This is a genomic window from candidate division WOR-3 bacterium (assembly GCA_039801245.1).
GTDB lineage: Bacteria > Hydrothermota > Tepidihabitantia > Tepidihabitantales > Tepidihabitantaceae > JAOABP01.
The window spans coordinates 13494-37442 of the sequence record JBDRUF010000001.1; the positions used below are offsets into that span (position 1 = coordinate 13494).

General features: G+C 50.0%; 24 protein-coding genes and 1 tRNA gene. 15 read left to right on the forward strand and 10 right to left on the reverse strand.

Going from position 1 to position 23949, the window contains the following annotated elements; all coding sequences use genetic code 11:
* Positions 1-3: 3 nt before the first annotated feature.
* The 7 genes from ABIK47_00070 to hflX are packed head-to-tail and all read left to right on the forward strand — an operon-like array spanning position 4 to position 8660.
* A complete protein-coding gene (locus ABIK47_00070) occupies positions 4-2307 on the forward strand; it encodes an endonuclease MutS2 (GenBank protein MEO0019025.1) in 2304 nt (767 codons plus the stop codon).
* Positions 2300-3976 (forward strand): DNA primase, encoded by a 1677-nt coding sequence (dnaG, locus tag ABIK47_00075; protein ID MEO0019026.1) that lies wholly within the window; start codon positions 2300-2302, stop codon positions 3974-3976. Before ABIK47_00070 ends, dnaG begins: the two co-directional genes overlap by 8 nt.
* A 6-nt stretch (positions 3977-3982) precedes the next feature.
* Complete coding sequence (locus tag ABIK47_00080) at positions 3983-5683, forward strand: sigma-70 family RNA polymerase sigma factor (protein ID MEO0019027.1); 1701 nt, start codon at positions 3983-3985, stop codon at positions 5681-5683.
* Positions 5683-6153: a metallophosphoesterase gene (locus ABIK47_00085; protein MEO0019028.1), complete on the forward strand. Its 471-nt coding sequence runs from the start codon at positions 5683-5685 to the stop codon at positions 6151-6153. Before ABIK47_00080 ends, ABIK47_00085 begins: the two co-directional genes overlap by 1 nt.
* Before the next feature lie 5 nt (positions 6154-6158).
* Positions 6159-6848, forward strand: a complete 690-nt coding sequence (gene rsmI, locus ABIK47_00090) for a 16S rRNA (cytidine(1402)-2'-O)-methyltransferase (protein ID MEO0019029.1) — start codon at positions 6159-6161, stop codon at positions 6846-6848.
* A complete protein-coding gene (locus ABIK47_00095) occupies positions 6832-7410 on the forward strand; it encodes a CDP-alcohol phosphatidyltransferase family protein (protein ID MEO0019030.1) in 579 nt (192 codons plus the stop codon). Before rsmI ends, ABIK47_00095 begins: the two co-directional genes overlap by 17 nt.
* Positions 7410-8660: a GTPase HflX gene (hflX, locus tag ABIK47_00100; GenBank protein ID MEO0019031.1), complete on the forward strand. Its 1251-nt coding sequence runs from the start codon at positions 7410-7412 to the stop codon at positions 8658-8660. The genes ABIK47_00095 and hflX overlap by 1 nt, the downstream gene beginning before the upstream one ends.
* A gap of 20 nt (positions 8661-8680) precedes the next feature.
* Here the strand turns inward: hflX and ABIK47_00105 are convergent, their stop codons facing one another.
* The 7 genes from ABIK47_00105 to ABIK47_00135 form a co-directional block, all read right to left on the reverse strand.
* Positions 8681-8866, reverse strand: coding sequence for a ferredoxin (locus ABIK47_00105; protein MEO0019032.1), 186 nt, complete (start codon positions 8864-8866; stop codon positions 8681-8683).
* Positions 8867-8924: 58 nt separating this feature from the next.
* Positions 8925-10008, reverse strand: a protein-coding gene (gene prfB, locus ABIK47_00110; protein ID MEO0019033.1) for a peptide chain release factor 2 whose coding sequence is annotated in 2 segments (ribosomal slippage) — positions 8925-9950 and positions 9952-10008 — 1083 coding nt in all. Because the reading frame shifts where the segments join, the coding sequence is not laid out codon by codon here.
* A gap of 9 nt (positions 10009-10017) precedes the next feature.
* Positions 10018-10239, reverse strand: coding sequence for a 50S ribosomal protein L31 (gene rpmE / locus ABIK47_00115; GenBank protein MEO0019034.1), 222 nt, complete (start codon positions 10237-10239; stop codon positions 10018-10020).
* A gap of 12 nt (positions 10240-10251) precedes the next feature.
* Complete coding sequence (gene rho, locus ABIK47_00120; GenBank protein MEO0019035.1) at positions 10252-11523, reverse strand: transcription termination factor Rho; 1272 nt, start codon at positions 11521-11523, stop codon at positions 10252-10254.
* 213 nt (positions 11524-11736) lie between these two features.
* Positions 11737-13017, reverse strand: a complete 1281-nt coding sequence (locus ABIK47_00125; GenBank protein ID MEO0019036.1) for an HAF repeat-containing protein — start codon at positions 13015-13017, stop codon at positions 11737-11739.
* A gap of 54 nt (positions 13018-13071) precedes the next feature.
* Positions 13072-13566, reverse strand: a complete 495-nt coding sequence (locus ABIK47_00130; GenBank protein MEO0019037.1) for a hypothetical protein — start codon at positions 13564-13566, stop codon at positions 13072-13074.
* A complete protein-coding gene (locus ABIK47_00135) occupies positions 13563-14240 on the reverse strand; it encodes a hypothetical protein (GenBank protein ID MEO0019038.1) in 678 nt (225 codons plus the stop codon). The genes ABIK47_00130 and ABIK47_00135 overlap by 4 nt, the downstream gene beginning before the upstream one ends.
* A gap of 590 nt (positions 14241-14830) precedes the next feature.
* Here ABIK47_00135 and gap point away from each other — a divergent pair.
* The 6 genes from gap (at position 14831) to ABIK47_00165 (ending at position 18922) form a co-directional block, all read left to right on the forward strand.
* Entirely contained in the window at positions 14831-15844 is a 1014-nt protein-coding gene (gap, locus tag ABIK47_00140) for a type I glyceraldehyde-3-phosphate dehydrogenase (GenBank protein ID MEO0019039.1), read from the forward strand.
* Between the two features lie 3 nt (positions 15845-15847).
* Positions 15848-17029, forward strand: coding sequence for a phosphoglycerate kinase (locus ABIK47_00145; GenBank protein ID MEO0019040.1), 1182 nt, complete (start codon positions 15848-15850; stop codon positions 17027-17029).
* Positions 17029-17790 (forward strand): triose-phosphate isomerase, encoded by a 762-nt coding sequence (tpiA, locus tag ABIK47_00150; protein MEO0019041.1) that lies wholly within the window; start codon positions 17029-17031, stop codon positions 17788-17790. Before ABIK47_00145 ends, tpiA begins: the two co-directional genes overlap by 1 nt.
* 58 nt (positions 17791-17848) lie before the next feature.
* On the forward strand, positions 17849-18187 hold the full coding sequence (gene secG, locus ABIK47_00155; GenBank protein MEO0019042.1) for a preprotein translocase subunit SecG: 339 nt from the start codon (positions 17849-17851) through the stop codon (positions 18185-18187).
* The gene (rplU, locus tag ABIK47_00160) at positions 18144-18461 is read left to right on the forward strand and encodes a 50S ribosomal protein L21 (protein MEO0019043.1); all 318 of its coding nucleotides are present in this window, start codon (positions 18144-18146) and stop codon (positions 18459-18461) included. Before secG ends, rplU begins: the two co-directional genes overlap by 44 nt.
* A gap of 83 nt (positions 18462-18544) precedes the next feature.
* A complete protein-coding gene (locus ABIK47_00165; GenBank protein MEO0019044.1) occupies positions 18545-18922 on the forward strand; it encodes a hypothetical protein in 378 nt (125 codons plus the stop codon).
* A 6-nt stretch (positions 18923-18928) separates the two neighbouring features.
* Here ABIK47_00165 and ABIK47_00170 read toward each other — a convergent pair.
* Both ABIK47_00170 and ABIK47_00175 read right to left on the reverse strand, forming a co-directional pair.
* Positions 18929-19002, reverse strand: a tRNA-Val gene (locus ABIK47_00170).
* 35 nt (positions 19003-19037) lie between these two features.
* The gene (locus ABIK47_00175; protein ID MEO0019045.1) at positions 19038-20999 is read right to left on the reverse strand and encodes a tetratricopeptide repeat protein; all 1962 of its coding nucleotides are present in this window, start codon (positions 20997-20999) and stop codon (positions 19038-19040) included.
* A gap of 96 nt (positions 21000-21095) precedes the next feature.
* On the opposite strand from ABIK47_00175, the gene lgt reads away from it, so the two are divergent.
* Positions 21096-21863 (forward strand): prolipoprotein diacylglyceryl transferase, encoded by a 768-nt coding sequence (lgt, locus tag ABIK47_00180; protein ID MEO0019046.1) that lies wholly within the window; start codon positions 21096-21098, stop codon positions 21861-21863.
* Positions 21860-22609, forward strand: a complete 750-nt coding sequence (locus tag ABIK47_00185; GenBank protein MEO0019047.1) for a ComF family protein — start codon at positions 21860-21862, stop codon at positions 22607-22609. Before lgt ends, ABIK47_00185 begins: the two co-directional genes overlap by 4 nt.
* Here the strand turns inward: ABIK47_00185 and ABIK47_00190 are convergent.
* Positions 22560-23825, reverse strand: coding sequence for a M23 family metallopeptidase (locus tag ABIK47_00190; protein MEO0019048.1), 1266 nt, complete (start codon positions 23823-23825; stop codon positions 22560-22562). The two genes, ABIK47_00185 and ABIK47_00190, sit on opposite strands and share 50 nt — an antisense overlap.
* Between the last annotated feature and the right edge of the window lie 124 nt (positions 23826-23949).

Here is a 23949-nt window from a genome sequence, read left to right on the forward strand (position 1 = left end):
AAATTGGATGAGAAAACGCTAAAGGCGTTAGACTTCTTTCGCATCCGAGAGGAGCTTGTGAGCCTTTGTGAGAGTGAATTGGGAAGGGAGCGGGCGCGAGTATTGGAGCCGGTGCTAACGGAGTTGGAGGTTAAGACTGAGTTTGAGCGAATGGAAGAGTTGATGGCACTTGAGACGGAACCACCTCTGTCAGGAGTGGGCGATGTTCGGGGACTATTGCGAAGGGTGGAGGCAGGAGGTGTTCTTACACCTACTGAACTGTGGCAGGTGCGAAAGGTGTGCGAGCAGTTTGAGTTGTGCGAGCAGTTTTTCCGGCGTCACCAAGAAAGAATCACTGCACTTAAACCAATCGTTAATGAAATAGTGGGGCTATATCAGTTAAAAAAGGCAATTGACCAGGCGATTGATGAGTCTGGTGCGGTCAAAGACAATGCGAGCCCAAGATTGAAGGAAATAAGAGCGGAGTTGCGGGAACGGCGCAATCAACTGGTGGAGCGTCTGGAGCGAATGATGGAGAGAAATCCCGAGAGATTCGAAGGACCGGTGATGGTGCGAAGAGAAAGATTTGTTCTGCCGGTAAAACTGGAGGCAAAAAACCAAGTGCCAGGTGTTGTCCATTCATTATCTGCCAGCGGTCAGACGGTGTTTGTGGAACCATTGGAGAGCATTGATGAGCAGAATAGGTTGCAGGAGTTGCGGGATGCTGAGACTGAGGAGGTTGAGCGGATTCGGCGGGAACTTTCGGCATTCGTCTTCAATTATCGAGAGGAGATCGACACCGGTCTAATGGCGATGGCAGCTCTGGATTTGCTTTTGGCGAAGTGCCGATTTGCAAAGAGGTTTGGTTGTCTCCGCCCGATAATTGATAATGCCCGACTGGAGATTGTTCGGGCAAAACATCCATTGTTGGTTCTCCATAAGACCAATGTGGTGCCGCTTGATTTCATCTTACCAGACCGAACAAAGGTTGTGCTTGTTTCCGGACCAAACGCCGGTGGCAAAACGGTGGTGTTAAAGACGATAGGGTTATGCAGCGTGCTTTTGAAATGCGGAATGTTTGTGCCGGCAGCCGTGGGGACGAGGTTGCCGCTTTTTGAAAGGATTTATGCGGATATCGGTGATGAGCAGTCCTTGGAGGCGGATATATCGTCGTTTACTGCCCATCTCATTAGACTGAATGAGGTCTTGGCGAGTGCTGATGCGCGCACCTTAGTTTTAATCGATGAGATTGGGGCGGCAACCGCGCCGGAGGAAGGTTCGGCGCTGGCGTTTGCTATTCTCGAGGAACTACGCGACCGGGGTGTATGCACAATTGCTACAACCCATTTTAACAGTCTAAAGGTTTTTGTGCAGAATGAAGCGGGGATGGCTAACGCAGGAATGGAGTTCAGGAACGGTCCGACCTATCGGTTGATAATGGGTATACCGGGTGAGTCAAGTGCCTTTGAGATTGCTGAACGTTCGGGTTTGCCCCTAAGAATAATTATACGGGCAAAGGAGCGGATGGGAAAGGAATGGGTGGATTTCAAGGTTAAGCTGCAACAACTGGATGAGGAACTTAGGGAGATGGCAAAGGAGAGACAAGAGATAGATAGGAATAAGACGAAGGTGAACGAAATGGTTCAGGTTTACGAAAAAAGGTTGAGGGAGTTTGAGGAGTGGCAGGCGCGAGAGCGAAATAGGTTTATAACCGAGCAGGAACGGCTGTTGAAGGAGATGAGACGGCAGGTTGAAAATCTGGTGAGGGAGTTGCGTGAGCGCCAGGCAGACCATGAAAGTATTGTCCGGGCAAAACGGTTCATTGAGGAGAAACTTGATAAAATAGAGTCCGAGAGACAGGAGATATTACCAGTGCAAACCGTGTCTGCGTTTGGTGTTGGTGATATTGTCGAGTCCCTCCTTTTTCATCGTCGGGGGAAAGTGGTCGCAGTGAATGGTGAACGGGCGGTCGTGGAGTTTGGAAACATCAAACTTGAGGTTGAGACCGGCATTCTGAGATTGGCTGCTGAAAAGGATTCAAGGCAGACAGAGGTCAGGGTTGAGGAGTTTGAGTTTGTTCCGAGGTTGAATATCCGGGGTATGACAAAGGAAGAGGCGGAGATGGCGGTGAGTAAATTCTTAGATGAGGCAATGAATGTAGGGGCCACAGAGTTAGCGATTCTCCACGGGAAAGGGACGGGTGCTCTTAGGCAGATGCTCTGGCGGCGATTGCGTAAGGATGCCCGGGTAGCGGAAATCAGGTTTGCTGAACCATCAGCAGGTGGAACTGGGGTAACGGTTCTAAGACTCCGAGGTGAAAGTGATTAAACCCGAGGTAATTGAGCGGATTCGCCAAGAGACAGATATCGTGGAACTAATCGGCAGCTATTTGCCATTGAAGAAGGTGGGGAGAAATTACCGAGGGCTTTGTCCATTTCATTCTGAACGCTCGCCTTCATTCTATGTTAGTCCTGAACGCCAGGCTTATCATTGCTTTGGATGTGGGGCTGGGGGAACGGTAATTACCTTTGTTATGCAGTTTGAAAAATTGGATTTTCCTGATGCTGTGCGGTTACTTGCGAAAAGGCTGGGGCTAAAGGTTGAGGAGGAAACGGTTAGCGGTGAAAAACAAATACTATACGAGACTTGCGAAAAGGCGGCAAGGTTCTTTGAGCAAATGCTTAAAAAATCAGATGTTGCCCAAAGGTATCTTGAGAAACGGGGTTTGAAGGAGACGACGGTAAAGCGGTTTCGGATTGGCTTTGCTCCTGGAGGCAATGCTTTGCGCGGGACGGGGAGCAAATTAGGATTAGGAGAAAAGGCTTTGTTAGAAGCCGGGCTGCTTATAAAACGGGATAATGGCTTGATAGATTATTTTCGGGAACGAATAATCTTTCCGATATTTTCCCTTTCCGGTAAGGTGATAGGTTTCGGTGGAAGGGTATTGGATAATAGTGAACCCAAATATCTTAATTCTCCAGACAGCCGAATATTCCGCAAGGGGGAAATTCTCTATGGAATTTTTCAAGCCAAGGGATACATCCGCGAGGCCGTGCCGATTCTTGTTGAGGGCAATTTCGACCTCCTTTCTTTAGTTGACAAGGGAATAAACAATTGTGTTGCTAGCCTCGGGACCGCGCTGACGCAAGAGCAGGCGTTGCTGATTGGTCGCTATAACCGACAGGTGGTGTTGTGCTATGACGGCGATGAGGCCGGGGAGAAGGCGTGTCGTCGCTCAATTGAGACGCTCCTGCGGGCAGGGGTGGATCCCCAGATTATGGTTTTACCTCGAGGCGATGACCCAGATAGTTATATCCAAAAATTTGGTAAAGATGCATTTCTTCGGCAAGTCGATAATGTCATTGACTTTGTTGACTTTGTTATTAGAGGGAGAAGATTGGATACGGTTGCCCAAAAGCGGTCTGCTATTAGTGAACTGGGCGCCATTGTGGAGGCGATTGCTGATGATGTTACCCGAGAGTTGTACGCCAACCTTATTGCGAAAAAATTTGGAATAAGTCAATCACAACTCCTCCCGCGGAGTGAGGGGCGTCAAAGTGCAAGAATCGTCAATCCCACGGTATCAGGTGATTCGATTTTGGCAGAGAACCTGGTGGCGGCAGCGGTCCAGGATAAACACCTCGCCAGTATCGCTCAAGAGTTTTCTTTATACGAAATGGTTGAGGATGAAGTTCTAAGAGGGGTAGCTCGGTTAGTGGGGGAGCATTGGCGAAGCGATTCTTATAAGCCGGCACTCTTGATGGATATTGTGGATGATGAAAGGGCGAGGAGGAAGATTGCAAGATGGCTTTTTGATGGACCGGAGCCGCCAACCGCAGAGAAGTTTCGGGAGCAGATATGCCGCTTACGGGCACGTTGGCTTCAAAGACAGATTGAACTGGCTCATGCAGAAGGAGATGAGGAAAGAGCAGAAATTTTAATTAGGGAAAAGGATCTCTTATTAAGAGAAAAAAGACCCGTTTCGAGAAAGGGGTGATATGGAATGAGAGAAAAGAACAACCAGCGAAAAGAGCAAATTCGAGATAAAAAGAAGACAAAAGGGTTAAAAAAGAACGCAGGCTTTGGAGGGGATACGGCTCAAGTTGAGAGTGGTCAACAGCCGGAGTGGTTAGATAATATTTTAAAAAAAGCAGCGGGCGACCGACGGATTACTTACGAAGAACTTGAGGAGGCGCTGCCTGACGAGGTCTTAATGGCACCTGAAAGGTTAGAGGAGGTGATCGCTTGTCTCGACCGGGAGGGAATCCAGATGGCGGAGAGGCATGTGGATGAGGAGGAGGTGCTTCTTCCTCGTCGTGGACCTAAGCCAGTAGTTCAGCGCACAGATGATCCTACCAAGGCTTATTTCCGCGAACTGGCAAAATTACCCCTTCTCACCCGTGAGGAAGAGGTAAAGTACTCCCGGGAGATGGAAGACGGATACAGGAATCTGATTCAGTATTTATTTGATCCGGTGCCGATGATGATTAGATTGGTTGAGGAGTGCAAGCCTGTTGAGGATGGAACAAGGGCATTGGACCAGATCGCCCGGGTGGAGTTCGAATGTCTTTTTGACAAGAAGGCTTTAGCAAGGGAACGGACGCGATTTATACGGTGTTTGCGGGATATTCGCCGTGCAGCTGAGCGGTTAAAAGAATTACAGGAGAAAAAACTTACTAACAAGATAAAGAAGGAAATCGCTACGCTCAAACACCATGTCTTCAATCGGATTCAGGCACTTTCACTTCAGCACCACATCATTAATAATTTCCTTAACGAATTCAAAGCGGTTGCCAATAAGGCGTTAGAATATCAGGAAAGGTTGGAAAAATTAGAGAAGGAGGGGAGAACCCGGACTCAAGAGGCAAAGGAATTGCGAAAGAAAATCCGAGAGGCAAGGCAGTTTCTTGGCAAAGGTCCTTCCCAACTGAAACGCATATTGACGGAGATGGCTGCCTGTGAAGAAAAAATTCTTGCTGCCCGCGACCGGATGATTGAAGGTAATGTGCGGCTGGTGATATCAATTGCCAAACGTTATATCAATCGGGGACTGGAGTTTGCTGACCTTTTAGAGGAAGGTAATGTCGGTCTGATAAAGGCGGTAGAGAAGTTCAACTATCGGAAAGGCTTTAAGTTTTCAACCTATGCCACTTGGTGGATTAAACAGGCGATTACGCGGGCGATTGCTGATCAATCTCGGACCGTAAGGGTTCCGGCACATATTATCGATGCCATTAACAAAGTAGCGAAGATACAACGTCGCTTCCTCCAGTCCTGTGGTCGGGAGGCGACCACTGCCGAACTGGCGCAGCGTCTTTCAACGCCAAAGGAAAAACTGGAGCAACTGGGCAAGATTGCCCAGTTCGGCATATCAATTGACAAACCGATTGATGAAGAAGGCTCCAGTTTTATCGGCGATTTCATCTACGATGATAAAACAGTCTCCCCTTCACACGATGCTGCAGTAAAGCTCTTGAGGGAAAAGTTAAATGAAGGCTTGAAAACATTGACGCGGCGAGAGGAGAAGGTGCTGAGATTGCGTTTTGGTCTTGGCGACAACTGCCCGCGGACGCTCGAGGAGGTCGGGCAGATTTTCAACATTACCCGAGAGAGGGTTAGGCAGATTGAAGCGAAGGCTTTGCGCAAACTGCGCCACCCGATGCGGCTGAAGGAACTTGAGGAGCTAACTAAGTTACTCCGCTGATGCAATTGGGAATTATTGCTGATACGCATGACAATCTTGATAAGGTCCGTCAAGCGGTAGCACTGTTCAACCGAATTGGAATTAATCAGCTAATCCACTGCGGGGACATTGTTGCCCCATTTGTTCTTAAGGAATTTGGACAGCTAAGATCACCACTGGTACTTATATATGGTAACTGTGACGGTGACCGCAATGCGCTGGCAGAGGTGGCGAATAAACTCGGCTTCAGGATTCAGCTATCCCCTCTTTCCTTGCAGTTTGGCAGTAAGACGGTGGTGGTTACCCATGAACCGACTGATGACTTACCTGATTGCGATTTTTATATTCACGGACACACCCATCGGGTCAGATATGAGCCCGGTAAACCAGTAATTATCAACCCAGGTGAGGCATGTGGGTGGCTTACTGGGAGAAGCACTGCGGCAGTTCTCGATATCGAGAAAACCAAGGTTGAATTTTTTGACCTGTAAATAGAGTGAAACCTGCACCTGGTCTCTATATCGTTTCCACTCCCATAGGTAATCTTGGGGATATCACGCAGCGGGCTTTGGAAACCCTTGCCAATGTTGACGGCATCGTCTGTGAAGATACCCGTCGTACCGGTCTGCTTTTGAGACATTTCCGAATTCAAAACCGCTTGATTTCCTATCACGAATACAACAAGCTCCGTCGGACTCCGGAGATTCTTGAACTTTTGTCAAGAGGTCAGGCAATTGCGCTGGTAAGTGATGCGGGAACACCTGGTATCTCTGACCCCGGTTTTTATCTGATCAGGGCAGCAATTGAGAAGGGATTCAGAATAATACCGGTTCCCGGTGCATCGGCGTTATTGGCAGCACTGGTAGTTTCAGGACTGCCTTCGGACAGGTTCGCTTTTGAAGGATTTTTACCCAAGCGCGCAGGTAGAAGGCGAAAGCGCTTGTTGGCGCTTGCCCAAGAGGAAAGGACGATGGTTTTCTGTGAATCGGCGCGGCGGGTTAAGCGCTTCCTCAGCGAGGCAAAAGAACTGTGGGGAGACCGAAAGGCGGTTGTTTGTCGGGAGTTAACGAAGAAATTTGAGGAGGTGTTGCGCGGTTCGGTGTCGCAATTACTTGAGCAGCTGGCAGAAAGAGAATTGAAGGGTGAGGTGATGGTGGTTATCGCTGGGTATGAGAAAAGAGACTAAGGACAAAGGTAGAAGGATTTTGAGGCCGGTTGTCTTGTTGTTTGCTCGTTTGGGAATTAGCCCGAGTAGCGTGACGCTTGCAGCTATTCCTTTAAGCCTCGGCGCCGCATTTCTTTTTAAGTATGGTTTCTTTCCCTGGGCAGGGATTATTACCGGTCTAGTGGGTTTGTGTGATACGATTGATGGAGAGTTGTCCCGGTTAACTGGTAAGACCTCCTCAGCAGGAGCGATTCTGGATTCCACAATTGACCGCTTGAGCGAGGGGATTATTTTTATCGGCATCGCTTGGTATTATCTGGAGATTAACCACATTTTTGTGTTAATGACCCTCTTGGCGTCACTTTTTTCATTTATGGTGAGCTATGTTCGGGCGCGGTCAGAAGGGGTCGGCAGAGATTGCCAGGTAGGGTTTTTTGAACGACCGGTGCGGGTGGTGGTTCTGATGTTCAGCGCTATTGTTCTTGGTAAGCGGTATTTCCCCTTCGGGGTGGGGCTCATTTTTGCCGGCACGCTCTTTACCTTCGTTTACCGACTCTTGTATGTATTGAGACCAAAGGCGTGATGAGTTCCCGAGTCTTACTTGTTGGCGTTGTGCGAGTATCGCGCCACCGCTGGGCAAAGGCGGATGCCCTCACAGAACTGGCAGCATTGGTCAAGACCGCTGGAGGAACTGTCGTGGAAAAGTTGATTCAGGTTCGAAGTCGTCTCGAACCGGCGACATTGATTGGGAAAGGCAAAGCCGAGGAGATAAAAGAGCTTTGCCGCAAATATGCAATCGACCTCGTAGTGTTTGAGGATGAACTTACTCCCACCCAACTGCGGAACCTTGAAGATATTATCGGCGTCCGGGTGATTGACCGGGCGGCGGTAATTCTTGATATATTTGCTATTCATGCCCGAACCGCCGAGGCAAAGGCACAGGTTGAACTTGCCCAGTTGGAGTATATTAAGACCAGGCTTACCGGGCTCGGAGTCGAGATGTCCAGGTTGGGCGGCGGTATTGGCACAAGGGGTCCTGGTGAAACAAAACTTGAGGTTGACCGACGGCGGATTGAGCAGCGGATAACGGTGTTGCGCCGGGAGTTAGCACGGATTGAAAGGGAGCGGCAGTTACAGCGCCGGCGCCGGAGTTCCATTTGGCAGATTGCCCTTGTCGGTTATACCAACGCAGGCAAGACAACCCTTTTTAACCGCCTTACTGGTGCCGATGCCAAGGTTTCGGACCAACTTTTCGCTACACTTGATGCGACCACCAGATTATTTCCCCTGCACCCGGAGTTTGAGGCAGTTTTAACCGACACAGTTGGGTTTATCCGTAACCTGCCTTTACAACTTGTCGCTTCATTTCGTTCAACGCTGGCAGAAATTAATGAGGCGGACTTGATCCTCCATGTCGCCGATGTCACCGAGCCTCAGGTTGAATCTCAGATAGATACCGTGAAAGAAACACTGACCGCAATTGGGGCAGGTGAAAAACCCACTATCTTGGTCTTTAACAAAATTGATCGAGCGGTTGACGAGACCACGATTTTTCGACTCAAAGAGCGTTATCCGGCTGGTGTGTTTGTTTCGGCATTAACCGGTGACGGGGTGAAAGAGCTCAAGGATGTAATCTGGGATTATGTTGAGAGGCGGATGGTTGTTAGGACGTTTACCATTCCGGAAAATCGCTGGGATTTGGTTGTTAAGATTAAAAGGAGCGGTCTTTTAGTTTCTGAGCGGGTGTTTGACGGCAGGCGGCAAGTTAAGCTAAAAGGTTTCCCCGCTCACTTGGGAAGGTTACGCAAAGAGCTGAAGCGGGTGTTAATCTAACGAGAGAGCTAACTTAGCCTTTACTCGACTTTTATCGCACTTGCCGGGCAGTCTTCAGCTGCCTGTTGAACACATTCTTCAGCGGCCTCAGGCACAATATCCACCTTGACCCGGGCAACGTCGCCGTTGAGTTCAAAAATGTCCGGGCAGGTGTCTGCACACAAACCGCAACCGGTGCAAAGTTCTGTGTCAATCGATGCCTTCACGATGCCTCCTTTTTTATTATATTTTCCATTAAATCTTTTACCCAAAACTCTGCTGATGTCAAGAAATTTTTTGTGTCAGATAGGCGTGGACAAAGCCTTCGATATGGCCGCTAAGAACCGACTCCACATCTCGGGTCTCATAGCCGGTGCGATGATCCTTCACCAATTGGTAAGGGAAAAGGATGTAGGAGCGAATCTGATGCCCCCAAGCGATATCGGTTTTTGACTCCTCAAATTTTTTCAGTTCGCTTTCTTGCTCGCGCCGGTAATACTCATAAAGGCGGGAGCGAAGGACCTTGAGGGCGTTCTGCTTGTTCTGAAACTGGGAGCGTTCGTTCTGGCAGGTAACGACGATGCCAGTGGGGATATGGGTAATCCGCACTGCGGAACTGACCTTGTTGACATTCTGTCCACCATGCCCGCCCGCACGAAAGGTATCGATCTTTAAGTCATTGGGGTTGATTTCAACCTCAATCTCATCTACCACCGGCAGGACCGAAACAGCGGCAAAACTGGTATGGCGTCTGCGATTGGCATCAAATGGTGATATCCGAACCAGCCGATGCACCCCCATTTCTGATTTCAACAGACCGAAGGCATATGGTCCGGTAACTTCAAGTGTTACATCCTTGATGCCTGCCTCCTCATTGGGCTGAAAGTCAAGGATTTCATACTTCAACCCCTGATTTTCAATATATCGGGTGTAGAGGCGAAAAAGCATCTCTGCCCAGTCACAGGATTCGGTGCCGCCAGCACCAGGATGAATGGAGAGGATTGCACTGCGATTGTCCTCTGGCGAGTTGAAAAGGGCGCGCTCCTCAAGCGCTTCGAGGTCATGCTCAATTTTATTTAAGTGTTCGGTTAGCTCCTGCAGGGTATTCGCCTCGGTCTCATCCGCAAAGAGGGTGGTAAGTTCCTTCGTTTCGTTTATCTCTTTAGTAAGCTTATCAACACGGTTAACCAGGTCGTTGAGCATGGCGATGCGACGCATTACCACCTGCGCCTCGCGCGGTGAGTTCCAGAATTCCGGTCGGGTAGATTCGGTGTTGAGTCTTATCAGTTCGGCACGGAGGGCATTAATGTCAAAGAAACTCCGCAAGTTTCTGCAAACGCTCGCTCAGGGCGGTGAGTCTTTCGGTCACGGCTGGGGTTTATTTCGTTTCCTTTTCAGCAGCGCCTTTGCGATAGCGGCGGCGGAACTTCTCAACCCGTCCGGCGGTATCAACGATCTTCTGTTTGCCGGTAAAGAAGGGATGACAGGCAGAGCAGATTTCCACATGGAGTTTGGGTCGGGTTGAGCGGGTCTTGAAGGTGTTACCACAGGCACAGGTAACGATACATTCGCCATAGGGTGGGTGAATCTTTGGTTTCATTTTAATTCTCCTTTAGCCTTCACTCATTGACTCTAAGAACTCCTTATTGTGCCGGGTGAGGCGCATCTTGTCAAGAACGAACTCCATCATCTCCACCGGATTGAGTTCGGCAAGGAGTTTGCGCAAAACCCAGATGCGGTTGAGTTCAAATTCGGTTAACAGGAGTTCCTCCTTGCGGGTGCCTGAACGCTGCAGATCAATTGCCGGAAAGATTCTGCGGTCAGCGAGCCGGCGGTCAAGGATGAGTTCCATATTCCCGGTTCCCTTGAACTCCTCAAAGATGACCTCATCCATCCTTGAGCCGGTTTCAATTAGGGCGGTGGCAATCACGGTGAGGCTACCACCCTCCTCAATGTTGCGGGCAGAGCCAAAGAACTTCTTCGGCTTCTGCAGGGCATTGGAGTCCAGTCCGCCAGAAAGGGTGCGACCAGAATGGGGAACAACCAGGTTGTGGGCGCGGGCGAGTCTGGTAATGGAGTCAAGGAGGATAACGACATCCTGCTTGCTCTCGACCAGGCGTTTTGCCTTTTCCAAGACCATATCCGCTACCTGGACATGCCTTTCCGGCACCTCATCAAAGGTGGAACTTATCACCTCTGCTTTAACCGACCGTTCCATATCGGTCACCTCTTCGGGACGTTCGTCAATCAAGAGGATGATGAGTTTGATCTCCGGATGGTTGATGGTAATGGAGTTGGCGATTTTCTGGAGTAGTACTGTCTTGCCAGCACGGGGTGGCGAGACGATGAGTCCGCGCTGTCCTTTGCCGATCGGCGTGAAGAGGTCAACAACCCGCATTGACAGGTCGTTACGCTCCGGGACTTCAAGATGGATGCGTTCCTGCGGATATAAGGGGGTGAGGGCATCAAAGGGTATGCGCGGTCTTTCACCAGTAAGTGGTGAGCCGTTCACGGTCTCAATCTTCAAAAGGGCAAAGTAGCGCTCGCTGTTCTTTGGTGGTCGGGCAACACCGGTAATGGTATCACCGGTGCGCAGCCCGAAACGCTTTATCTGGGAGGGGGAGACGTAGATGTCATCAGATGAGGGCAGATAACTGTATTCGGGTGAGCGGAGAAAGCCGAACCCCTCCTCAAGGATTTCAAGGACACCGTCAACCTGGACACCACCTTCGCCACCTTCGGTTGCCCGCTGCCGGGCTTCGGCTTCAAGGATTGCCATAATCAATCCGGGCTTCCTTTTTTCCCGGTAGTCCGGGATGTTCAAGGATTCGGCAATTTCGTACAGTTCGGTTATCTTTTTGTTTTTAAGTTCTTCCTGAGTCATAGTTGCTCCTTTAGATAAGCCTGATTTCTCATCTCCCTGATTGGAGGTTATGCCAATAACCGGGAGCAGTTCCTTAGAATTTCGCCAAGGATGACATCAGATTACCTGGTTAATTATATCACCCCTGATATTTTTGTCAAGAAAATTTAGTGGCAAATAAATTATCCCCGGTATAGAGACGGTGTCAAAGACTAATTAGGGAAACTGGTGACCTTACCTTATTCTGATCAGCCGCTGGTTATAAACCGCATCACCTATCTGCAACCGACAGATGAAGACGTCACCACAACCCGTTTCAGGGACAAAAACCGTTTGGTAATCACCCGGCAGCAGTACCGAATTAATCAGGCAGGCGACGCTTCTGCCACTTACATCATACACCTTCAAGACCACCTGATTCCTTTGCTTTAACTGAAAACCGAGTAGTAATACATCTCGGAAATATGTCCTTACTCCGGTAAAAGGAGTGTCCAACCGTGCCCGGGCTTCCATTTCTGAAGTCCCGTGCGGACCCGTGTACAAGAGATACGCTTCATCCCTCCCTGTGGCAGCATTATAACCTCTGCCGGCAATAAATCTGCCGTCGGGCGAAATCGCCATCGCATCACGGAGAACCGACCCTGGTGTTAATAGCTCTGAATAGGTAACATTCAGATCCTCCATTCCGCCCGACTCGGTCCAACGGAAAGCGCCCCAGTTGCCCTCAGATCTTTCTGACCAGCCCACTGCAATTGAACCGTCATAATTTGCCGCCCAGGCTTCTCCCCATTCACCCCCAAGTGTTCCAAGGTCATGCATACCGGTGGTTTGGGTCCAACGGAAAGGTCGGCACGGCGTCATTGACTGGGGACCCCAGGCGCCCACAGCCACCTGCCCGTCACCTGATACCCCAATCCCTTCGCTCTGGTCAAAGCTGGGATTATGAATGTCCACCATCTGCCCGTTTTCCCAGCGGAAAGCATGGTGAATCATATTTTCAAACCCGGACCAGCCCACCACTACACCACCGTCAAGGGATATAGCCCGACCGACACTCCGCAGCGCTCCCGGCAGCACGCCCAGGTCCTGCATTCCAGAATCAGGGGTCCAGCGGAACGCATGGTTGTAATCAGAGGAATGTTCGGCGCTACCAGCAACTGCAGAACCATCCTTGGATGCGGCATAAGCCCAGCTCACTCTGCCGCCGAGAGTGCCCAATATAATCAATGAATCACCCCGGCGCCAGAAACCACGGTAATCATTGTTTCCGTCAACAAAACCCGTGCCCACAACTACACTGCCGTCCCCGGACAGACCCCAGACTTCACAGTCCCGGCCGGACACCAGTGGTGGCAAGGCAACCATTCCCGAATCCGCTGTCCAGCGCCACGCATAATGCGGGCTGTAAACACCAGCCCAGCCCGCAACTACACCGCCATCCGCCGAAACACCATGGCACTCAGCATAAGGGGTGCCGAGCGAACCGAGCCAAGTAAGACTGGCTGCGGAACACATCGCAACTATGACCAGCCAAGCAAAAAAGTCCTTTTCATGATACCTACTGTTTTATCACAACCTGCCCAGCTCCACCAAAAGACCGAGGCCGGGTGAAAGTCCAGTTGGGACAAACATCATCCCGGGGTCAAAGTGATATTTCAGTTCACCGCTCAAACATAGCCTGACCTGCTCACTGCCGGCAATTCGCATCTTGCCCCCAAAATCAATAAACAGTGGTACACTACCCCGTTGCACCGGGTCATAAACCCCGCTCTTCATGCCAACGGCAAAGTTTCCGCCCAGAAAAACAAAAAAGGTGCTTCCTTCCGGCTGATAACCCACAAGCAACCCGAATACACCTTTGTTATAACGGCTGGTAACAAGTGCCCGGTCATAGGAGACCCCGACAATCCCCGAAAAAACCGACCTGATACCGGCAAATGTATAACCTGCAGACTGGGTCAAGCCGGTTTGAAAATTAATCGCCATCAGCGACTTGGCGCTGACCCCTGCCGGCAGGAGTAGCACCGCCAGCACCCCGGCAACAAGCAGCCTTCCCTTTCTCATTTCCCGCCTCCGCCATCCACAAATAAATTAACCGACTCCAAGTCCTTATACTTCGGTATATAGGAATCATACTCCCGGACAATCCCGTAACCCTCGGCAAACCAGCGCACCAGTTTCCAGTAAAGTCGCTTCTGCTTATTAATATACCACTCGTAATAGTCATAAAAGTTCAGCTCCACCTTCACCGCCTTAAACTCGCCGGCAGGCACCCGCACCGTATCCAGTGAAGTCTCTGCCTCCAGCCGGGTGTCAACCGGCCATCCATTGCCATCCATGAGCGCCACCTTCTCCACCACCCAACCCTTGCCCGGTTCAACCGGAAAAAGCAGTGTCGGATAAAACTCATAACCGGTATAATCATAAACCCCGCTCGCATCAACATAAAAATAGGTCCACCACGAGCCCGAAGAGCCCGGGTAAAAGTTAAGGGTCCTGATCACCTCAATCTCAATCTCCTTGCCGGAACTGTTCTCATATCTCATCCGCTCCCAGTCCTGCTGAACCCGGCTATAGGACCAGCGGAAATTCGGTGACCGCGTCTCATACATCTGATAAATCCACTGCCCCCGCTCGGGGAAATACTCCGGACCTTTCAACTTTGCTACCGGATTTAAATTCTTGCAACCGGTAAAGGAGATTAACAGTACTGCAGACCAGATTATAACTTTTCTCACTTTTACCTCCGATCCGATTTGAATGGATGCTCATATTGTGCACAATGAAAATTAGGGTTATCTTTGATTATAACCGCCAAGTTTTGCATTTTGGAGGATATTAACATACTTATTTAAACTGTCAAATTTTTACTAAGTCAATAATCTATTTATTTCCCCTGTGTGGTCAATTCCCCATTATTATATCTCCGCTATGGATACGCCAAGTGTCAGAACACCTTGGACATTTCCCTTTTCTCATAGCCACATTTTACCCTTTTAAGGTGGCTGTTTTCAGAGACCACCATAATTATACTTATAGGTATACAAAATGGCTGGGGAGATTGGCATAGTGCCTTGAATTTCAAAATTTTAGGGATAAATATCATAGAATTTTAGCACGCGTCCCCTCCACCCTCCCCCTAACCATTTTTCCCAGTGTCTTTTGAGGTGGTGGAGATGGAAGTATGGGTTTGAATTCAAGGATAGAGTTGGTTTCGGTAGGGGTTACAGGCGGGGGAGGTCGGCAGAAAATTTTTTTAATTTTTCTCTTGACCGCAAGGCGTTTGTCAATAATATTGATAGACAGTTTATTAAAGAAAGGAAAGACTATGGCAGAAAAGGTTAAACTGGCAATAAATGGGTTCGGCAGAATCGGTCGGCTGGTCGGTCGGCTGGTGGCAACCCATCCAAGGATTGAACTTGTGGGTGTGAATGACATCACCGATGCGGGGACACTCTCGCACCTTTTGCAATACGATTCGGTTCATGGCAGATTCAAGGAAAAGGTGAGTGCGGAGGGTGATGAGTTGGTGATTGCGGGCAGGAGGGCAAAGGTTTTTGCCGTCAAGAATCTTGTTGAGTTGCCCTGGAGAAGCCTGGGTGTTGATATTGTTCTTGAGTCAACCGGTCTTTACCGGAGTTATGAGAAGGCGAGCGGTCATCTGGCTGCTGGTGCGCGTAAGGTGGTCATCTCCGCACCGCCAAAGGGTGAGGGGATTAAGTCAATCGTGATGGGTGTGAATCAAAACTCCTATGACCCGAAAAATGACCACATCATCTCCAACGCATCGTGCACGACCAACTGTGTTGTGCCGGTGGCGAAGGTGCTGCATGAGCGTTTCAGAATCGTCAGGGGTTATATGACCACAGTTCACGCCTATACCAATGACCAGCGGATTCTTGATCTGCCCCATTCTGACCTGCGCCGGGCAAGGGCAGCAGCCCTCTCTATGATTCCGACATCAACCGGTGCGGCAAAACTCATCGGCGTCATCTTTCCGGAACTGAAGGGGAAGATTGACGGGATGGCGATAAGGGTGCCGACCCCGGATGTGTCCATCGTTGACCTTGCCTGTGTGGTGGAGAAAAAAACCAGTGTTGAGGAGGTCAATCTTGCCTTCAAACAGGCGGCAGAGGGGGAACTGAAAGGGATTTTACAGTACGAGACCGCGCCGTTGGTTTCGGTTGACCTTGTGGGCAATCCGCACTCGGCAATCCTTGATGCCGGGTTGACCGCGGTTGTTGATGGCAACTTGGTCAAGGTTTATGCCTGGTATGACAATGAGTTCGGCTATGCCTGCCGACTGGTTGACCTGATTGAATACATTGCGGAAAGGCTTTAGGGGATGCCCAAACTTTCGGTGAAGGCGCTTGACACACTCGGGAGAAGGGTTTTTGTGCGGGTGGATTTCAATTGCCCTTTGAATGAGCGGGGTGAGATTACCGATGACAGTCGAATTCGCGCGTCAGTGCCAACGATTGAGCTTCTACTAAATAAGGGGGCGACGGTTGTTTTGGGCTCACATTTGGGCAAACCAAAAGGCAAGCCTGACAAAAAATTCAGCCTTAAAGTGGTGGCGGAGCGTCTTGAACAACTTTTGGGCAAAAGGGTCTATTTTGCGCCGGACTGCGTTGGGTTTGAGGTGGTGAGGTTCCTCAAGGATGTGCCCGCTAAGGGTCTTGTCCTTTTAGAGAACCTGCGGTTTCATCCGGGTGAGGAAAGGAACAGCCCGGAATTTGCCAAGGCGCTGGCTTCACTGGTTGACCTCTATGTCAACGATGCCTTTGGAACTGCCCATCGGGCACATGCATCCACCGTTGGAATGGCAAGGTTTTTTTCGCAACCGGCTGCCGGTCTTCTCCTGGAAAAGGAGCTTTATTATCTTTCGCCTTTGCTTGGTAATCCTACTAGACCTTTTGTGGTGGTAATCGGGGGTGCCAAGGTTTCAGACAAGGCAGGGGTGATAAGGAATCTTTTACCTAAGGTGGACAGACTTTTGCTTGGTGGGGGTGTTGCCTTTAACTTTCTTTTAGCGCAGGGGGTTTCAATCGGCAGGTCAATATGTGAGCCCGATTTATTAAAAGATATTAGTGATCTGAAGGATGACCCGCGGCTGGTTGTACCGGTGGATGTGGTGGTGGCAAAAAATGCCGGTGTTTTGGAAGGCAAAAATGTGAGGGTGGAGGAGATTGGACCAGAGGATATTGGGCTGGATATTGGCAAGGAGACCGCTGGCATCTTCAGTGAGATAATTACGGGGGCAAAGACGGTTGTTTGGGCAGGACCTATGGGTATGTTTGAGAAAGAGCCGTTTGCCCAGGGGACATTTGCTGTTGCTGAAGCGATGGCAAGGGCGACAGCATTAGGGGCAACAACGATTGTCGGTGGCGGCGATACCGGGGCGGCGGTGAGAAGGGCGGGATTGGACAATAGGATGAGCCACATCTCAACCGGTGGTGGAGCAACACTTGAGTTTCTTGAGGGGAAGGTACTGCCGGGTGTTGCCGTTTTGGCTGAGGCGGAGTGATGCAGAGGCGCCTACTTATTGCCGGTAACTGGAAGATGAACAAGGGTGTGAATGAGGCAAGGTTGTTTGTTCAGGAGTTGGTGAAGAGGGTGGGCGATTCTTTGAATTGCGAGGTGGCGGTTTTTCCCCCTTTTACCTCAATTCCGGCGGTGGCTGATGTTTTGCGGGAAAGTCATATTACCTATGGTGCGCAGAATATGCACTGGGAGGAGAAGGGTGCTTTTACCGGTGAGGTTTCTCCGGTTTTTTTGAAGGAGCTTGGGTGCACCTACTGTATTATCGGTCATTCGGAAAGGCGCCACTTTTTCGGTGAGGGTGATGAGGCGTGTAACCTCAAGGTGCGGGCAGCCATTGCTTATGGTCTGAGACCGATTCTCTGCTGCGGTGAGACCCTGCAGGAGCGGCAGGGTGGTGAGACTATCAGCGTCATCAGGCGCCAACTGGAAAAAGGCTTAAAGGGGATTGCCCAGCCAGAATTTGAAATTGCCTATGAGCCGGTATGGGCGATTGGCACAGGTCAGAATGCCACTCCAGAGCAGGCACAGGAGGTTCATTCCTATATAAGGCGTTGGCTTGAAGATAACCTGCCCCTTGGGGCAAAGGATGTGCGAATTATCTATGGAGGGAGTGTAAAACCTGAAAATGTTAGGGATCTCCTGCAGGAACCTGAAATTGACGGTGTTTTGGTGGGGGGCGCCAGTCTCGACCTGGATGATTTTGTGGCGATTGTCAATGCTTGCACTGGTCAAAAAGGGAAATGACAACTCTTGACTTCTGTTTTGAAGGAGTTAAAATTTAATTTGTAAAGGAGAAGATGATATGTATGCGGTACTGATATTTCTGCATCTGTTAGTGGCAATCCTTTTGGTGCTGGTTGTGTTAATACAGCAACCCCAAAAGGGTGGCTTAGGTACAATATTCGGCGGTGGTGAATCGATTTTTGGCGGCGGCGGCGCGGCCCCATTTATGGCGAAGATTACAAGCGCGCTGGCGGTGGCTTTTATGCTCACCTCGCTTGGTTTGGTTTTGCTTTCTGCCCGTCGCATTCAGCCAAGGAGCAGCACATCGCTTTTAAGAACAAGGTCGGTAAATGTTGTTGAGATGGAGCGGGAAGATGTACGCAGTTGTGAAAATTGGTGGTTTTCAATACCTGGTTAAGCCTGGCGAGGTGGTGACCGTTCCGAAACTCCCAGGGGATGTGGGGAGTACGGTCAGGTTTGAGGATGTCCTTCTAGTCCGGACCGATGACAGAGCAATTATCGGTAATCCGGTTGTTGCCAACTCTTATGTGGAGGCGAGTATAGTTGACCATATCCGCAAGGAAAAGGTGACGGTTTATAAGTTCATCCGCAGGGAAAACTACCGCCGGAAAAAGGGGCACCGGCAGCCCATGACCAGAATCAAAATAACGAAAATCAATTATGAAGGATAAGGGTTTAATAGCCGGTGTCCGAGTAAATCAAAATGGCAAGATAAAAAGGCTGTTTACCAATCATTGAAGGGAGGAAAAAGGTTATGAAGCAGACCAAACAGACTCAGGGAAAGAGTGCGGGTTTGACCGCAATCCAGAAAATCGAGAAGCTGGGTAAGAAGGTTGCGAGTATGACCCAGGCGGAATTGGCGCGAGCGGTTGGTGTTTCCCGCGAGCGGATTCGTCAGTTGGTTCCAAGGATGAAAATCAAGCCGGGACAGCGGATAGTTGCCTGGCATCGAACGGTTTCGCGGGCAGAGCGGCTGGTAATGTTGAAGATGCAGGAGGATGGGGTTCCGCTCAGCGACATTGCCAAGAAGTACGGTGTGAGCGAATACCATGTTCGTGAGGCAATCCGGCTCACGAGAGAGGAACTGAATATTAAGAGGGGACGGGGCAGGCCACGGAAGAAGGTGCAATAAAAACACTGGGCGATACACGATTTGAACGTGTGACCTCTGGTATGTGAGACCAGCGCTCTAACCAACTGAGCTAATCGCCCTTTACGGAATTAATATATAGATTCTGGTTTTCAAGTCAAGCACCGGTGATGAATTGAACACCAGTAGGAGGAAGTGGTAGTTTCTCTAAAAGGGCTTTAGCGGTGGCTGTGCCGTTCTTGTCGTTAAGACGCTGGTAAAGCCTTAAAGCCTGTTCGAGATTCATCCGGGCCTCCTCAACAAGGTTACACGCCAACAGATGTGAGCCTAATTTCAGAAGGCATTTCGCCTCGCCCCACTGGTTATTGATACTGCGAAATAGATTCAGCGCTTGGCTAAAATTTTCCCTGGCAAGTGCTTTTTCTCCTAATGATTGATATACCTCTCCCAGTGCGGAATGGAGCCGCGCGGTTAAGCCAAAGTCAGCAATCTTTTGAGCGACATTTAAACCCTCTTCCAGTGGGGCTTTTGCCTCTTTTGGTTTTCCTTGTGATAAGTGGAGTAAGCCGATATTGAGCAAGTCGTAGGCAGTCTCACGGTTCATTTCCATTTCCCTGTGTTGTCTTAATGCCCGATGGAGCATTGCCAGTGCCTGATCCCATTCCTTATCCAATGCCAGGATTAATCCCTGTTCGGTGTCGGCATCAGCATTTATTCTTTTGTCAATAAGATTGCGGCTGGTCTTTCGCAACTGGTCGAGGGTACGCCGGGCGTTATCGGTGTCGCCACCGTTACGATAAGCCCGTGATAGTTCCAAGAGCGCCTTTGACTGGTGGTAGCGGTCTTTGTTTTTGCGAGCGGATTCCAATCCTTCCTTTATTGTGGCAATGGCTTTATCATTGTTGCCCTGAATGAGGTGGAGTCGTCCCAGATTTATCAGGGAGGAGGTGAGTTCGGTTAGGTTCCCAGATTGCTTGCTGAGGTTCAGCGCCTCGGTTAAGAGGGCTTCAGCATCGAAAAGGGAGTGATGAAGAATGTGGTTGACCGCCAGACCAATGAGGTTGCGGGCTATGAGTTTGGTGTCGTTGACGCGCCGGGCGAGGGCGAGCCCTTGGGCAAAAAACTCCCGGGCAATGTCAATGGCGTTGCTGCGTTCATGGGCAATCGCCAGTTCGTGTAGTACCTGTGCCTGACCCCGCAGGAAGTTGATATCACGGTAGATATGCAATGCCCTCTCAAAAACATCTATCGCCCTTTTATAATCATTCTGGGTGCGATGAATTGTGCCGATGGCAGTGAGGTTCTGAGCCTCGCTGAGCCGGTTACGGGTCTCACGGGCAAGGTGGAGTCCATCCTCATAAGCGGCGCGGGCTTTATCAATTTCACCCTGAGAGAAAAGGATATCGCCGATAGCGGTATAAAGGGTAGCGGCAGTATGGTAATTGCCAGTTTCTTCAAGGAGTCTGATGGCAATTCGATACTGGTCGATTGCTCTATTAAACTGCCCTTCCTTTTCAAGGACCTCTGCCAGTCTGACGAGCGCTTTTACTTGGAAATCCCGATTTTTGATTTTTTGTGTTAATTGAACAGTCTGGCATAAGAGAAGTTTTGACCTTTTGAGCTCGCCGTTATCCTTTGCGATGCCGGCAAGGAGATAAGATGCAGCCGCAAGGCCGGTTTTGTTTTTTGTTTTTTTGGCAAGGGCAATTGCCCGGGTCAATTCCGCTTGTGCCTCATTTTGGCGTCGAGTGATAATGAAACAGCCGGCACAGAGGATATGGAGGGCAAGCAGTTCATCCCGTTTTGCCTTTGATTTTGCCTCCTGCCAGCGGTTTAACGCCTTGTCCCAGGCGTTGTGCTCGGCAAACCTCAGCCCTGATTCAAACAAATTTGCCAGCGTGCGGTCCTGGGTGGTGGGTAACCGGTTTAGGTAAACAATGCCCACCCGGCGCTGAAACTGATTCAGACGGGCATAATGTTTGGCAAAGGCAAGGGGTTCTAACCGCGCAAGTTCAGCCTCAATGTGGAGCAGCCGCTTATCACCCTCCCTTTTCTCAAAAATGAGAAGAATGAGGGCGCTCAAAGAGGCGGAGAATAAAACTAAAATCAGATAAATCACCCTTTATAATAATGGCAAAAAGGGATTGGGCAAATTTTTCATCAGGAGGTTTTGGGATTTTCTTGACTGTTAGCGTTAAAGGTTTACGATTGCCCGATGTTGCCAGTGCTTTTAAGGGTCGGCAGTCTGCAGCTCTATTCCTATGGGGTGATGCTTTTTATCTCCTTCGCCTTAGGGATATGGATTGTGGAAACCCGGGCAAGGCGATTGGGAATAGAATCGAAGAAGATTACCGACCTGGCGTTGTGGGTGCTCTTGGCAGTGGTGTTAGGTTCCAGGCTTTTTTATGTGGCGTTTCACTGGGGTGATTTCAAAAACGACCTGGTTGGTATTATCAGGTTCTGGGGAAATCCGCCCGGTCTTTCCGGCTTGATGTTTTATGGCGGGTTTATCGGTGCATTCATTGCCGGGCTCGTCTTTGTCTGGGTTAATAGGCTGCCGTTGGTCAAACTGCTTGATGCGGTCGCACCAGCACTGGTTTTGGGTGAAGGGTTTACCAGAATTGGCTGTTTTCTTAACGGCTGCTGTTTTGGCAAACCTGCAAATTCTTTCCTTGGCGTTGTCTTTCCGCCTGGTTCTGCTGCCGGTGCCCAGTTTCCCAATCAGCCGCTTCATCCCACCCAGCTCTATTCATCCCTTGCCGGTTTTCTCCTTTTTGGTCTGGCGCTGATTCTTGAAAGGAAAAGGCTGAAGCCCGGTGTTCTTTTTGCCATCATTCTCATCCTTTACTCCCTTTTCCGGTTCGGGATTGATTTTGTCCGCTTCTACGAAAATGCGGCAAACTTCTGGGGAAACCAGGTGGTTGCACTTTTCCTCACGCTCGTAGGGATTGTTATTTTGTTTATCTTCCTGCGCAGAAAATGAGTTCAAGCGGCTCAATTTTGAGCCGGGTCGGTTTTCTCTTTCGCTCCCTTGCCGATTTTCTTTTTCCGCCAGTCTGTTTTGGGTGCGATGAGGAGATAGAAGAGGGGCTCATCTGCGACTCCTGCCGGCTTTTACTCTTTACCAGTGAACTTGATGTGTGCTGTCGTTGCGGTCGCCCCTGTCTGCCCGATGCGGGTGTTTGCGGCAGGTGCAAGTTGCCATTGAGTTTGAGCAGGGTCAGGGCGGTGGGTGTTTATCAGCCGCCTTTTCAGGGTCTGATTCAGGCATTAAAGTATTTGGAAAAGACCGCGCTTGTGCCAGTTCTTGGCGGTGCGCTCGCGCTCCTTTTTGAGCAGGACAGTCAGTTGAAAAGGGCGGATGGAATCTGCTCAGTGCCTTTGCATCCGGCAAGGTTAAGGGAGCGTGGGTTTAATCAGGCATATCTTCTGGCAAAGGAGGTTTCAAATATCACCGGGCTTCCACTTCTTGACCCTTTGATAAGAAAAAGGAATACCGAGAGTCAGACAAAGATGAAAGATGATGCTGAAAGAATGGAGAATGTCCAGGATGCGTTTATGGTAAAACCAGGGGTGAAATTCCAAGGTGAGAGGTTGATTTTAGTTGATGATGTGATGACCACCGGGGCAACAATTTCAGCCGCAGCAAATGAGCTGTTAAAAGCGGGTGCGGCAGATGTTATGGGACTGGTCCTGGCTGCGGCGATTTGCCCGAAAGATAGGGGTTGAGGCTGTCCCGCAAAGCCTTAAAAAGCGGGAGATGGGCAAGTTTAATCGCACCGGCGCGGGGAGGGTTGAGACGCAAAGGGTTGACCGGTGAGCCGTATTTGCGCACCTCGTAGTGAAGATGGGGTCCGGTGGAGAGTCCGGTTGAACCAACATAGCCGATTATCTGACCCTGAGTTACCGGCATCCCTGCCTTTATTCCTCTGGCAAAGCCGCTTAAATGTCCGTAACGGGTTTCATAACCGTCACGATGACCAATACTGATTAGCCGTCCATAACCACCAGACCAGCCCGCAGAGATGACCCTGCCATCAGCAACACAGGAGACTGGTGTCCCTTTTGGTGCGGCATAGTCAATCCCCTGATGCCTTGCCGGGATGCGCCGAATCGGATGGAAGCGTCTGCCAAAGAATGATGAGATGCGGGAGAAGCGCAAAGGCGACTTGAGGAATGTCTTGCGCATTGAAAGACCTTCAGGGTTGTAATAGTCGGTTATGCCTTCTGGGTCGGTGAACCTGAACGCCGAGAAGTCGCCGACAAGACCCTTGTAACGGGCAGCGATTATGGGCGCATAGCCCAGAAATACCGAGTCGGCATACCTCTTTTCGACGAGAATCATAAAGGAGTCGCCCTCCTGGGTTTCAGAAAAGAAGTCAATCTCCCAGTCAAAGATTTCGGTATAAGAGGCGATCAGCCCGGGCTTTTCACCTAAGTCAATCAGCGCTTGGTAAAGTGAGGTTTTAATTTCACCTTTAATGAGCGCGGGCAGAAGTTGAACTTCCCTGGTGATGAGCGCCACGCGATAGGGGAAGGATTCTATCGCGACTGAATAGATGGTGTCATAACTGCGCCAGTAATGGAGTTGGAACAGGGTGTCGTTGCGATAAAGAAGGATAAGGCTGTCACCAGGGCGCATCAGGCGGAAGTTGAAGCCAAAGTCACGCAGGGCGATGATGGTGCTGTCGGCAACCTTTGCCGGAACACCGGCGCGGTTCAAAACAAAGGGCAGGATTTCACCTGCCTGGACTGCAAAGGATTTGCTGGTGATTTCTAATGGAGGTGTTTCTTTTAAAATGGGTGCCATTTTTTTAGGACGATTGAAGATGACAAAGTAGATAAGGGCAAAAAGGGCTATTGGTAAAATGACAAATATCAGCCTTTTCTTTGCTTTGGGCTTTTTCTTGGGTGCGGGCACAAGCAGGGGTCTGGTTTGAAGCATAATGGGTATCTTACTGATAAATGGCAATCTGGCAATAAATTTATCAGGGTGTTTTGGATTTAATGCCGGTTTTCAGCCGCCTTTTTGGGCAGAAAACAAATTTACCCAGGGGATCACCCCCGGG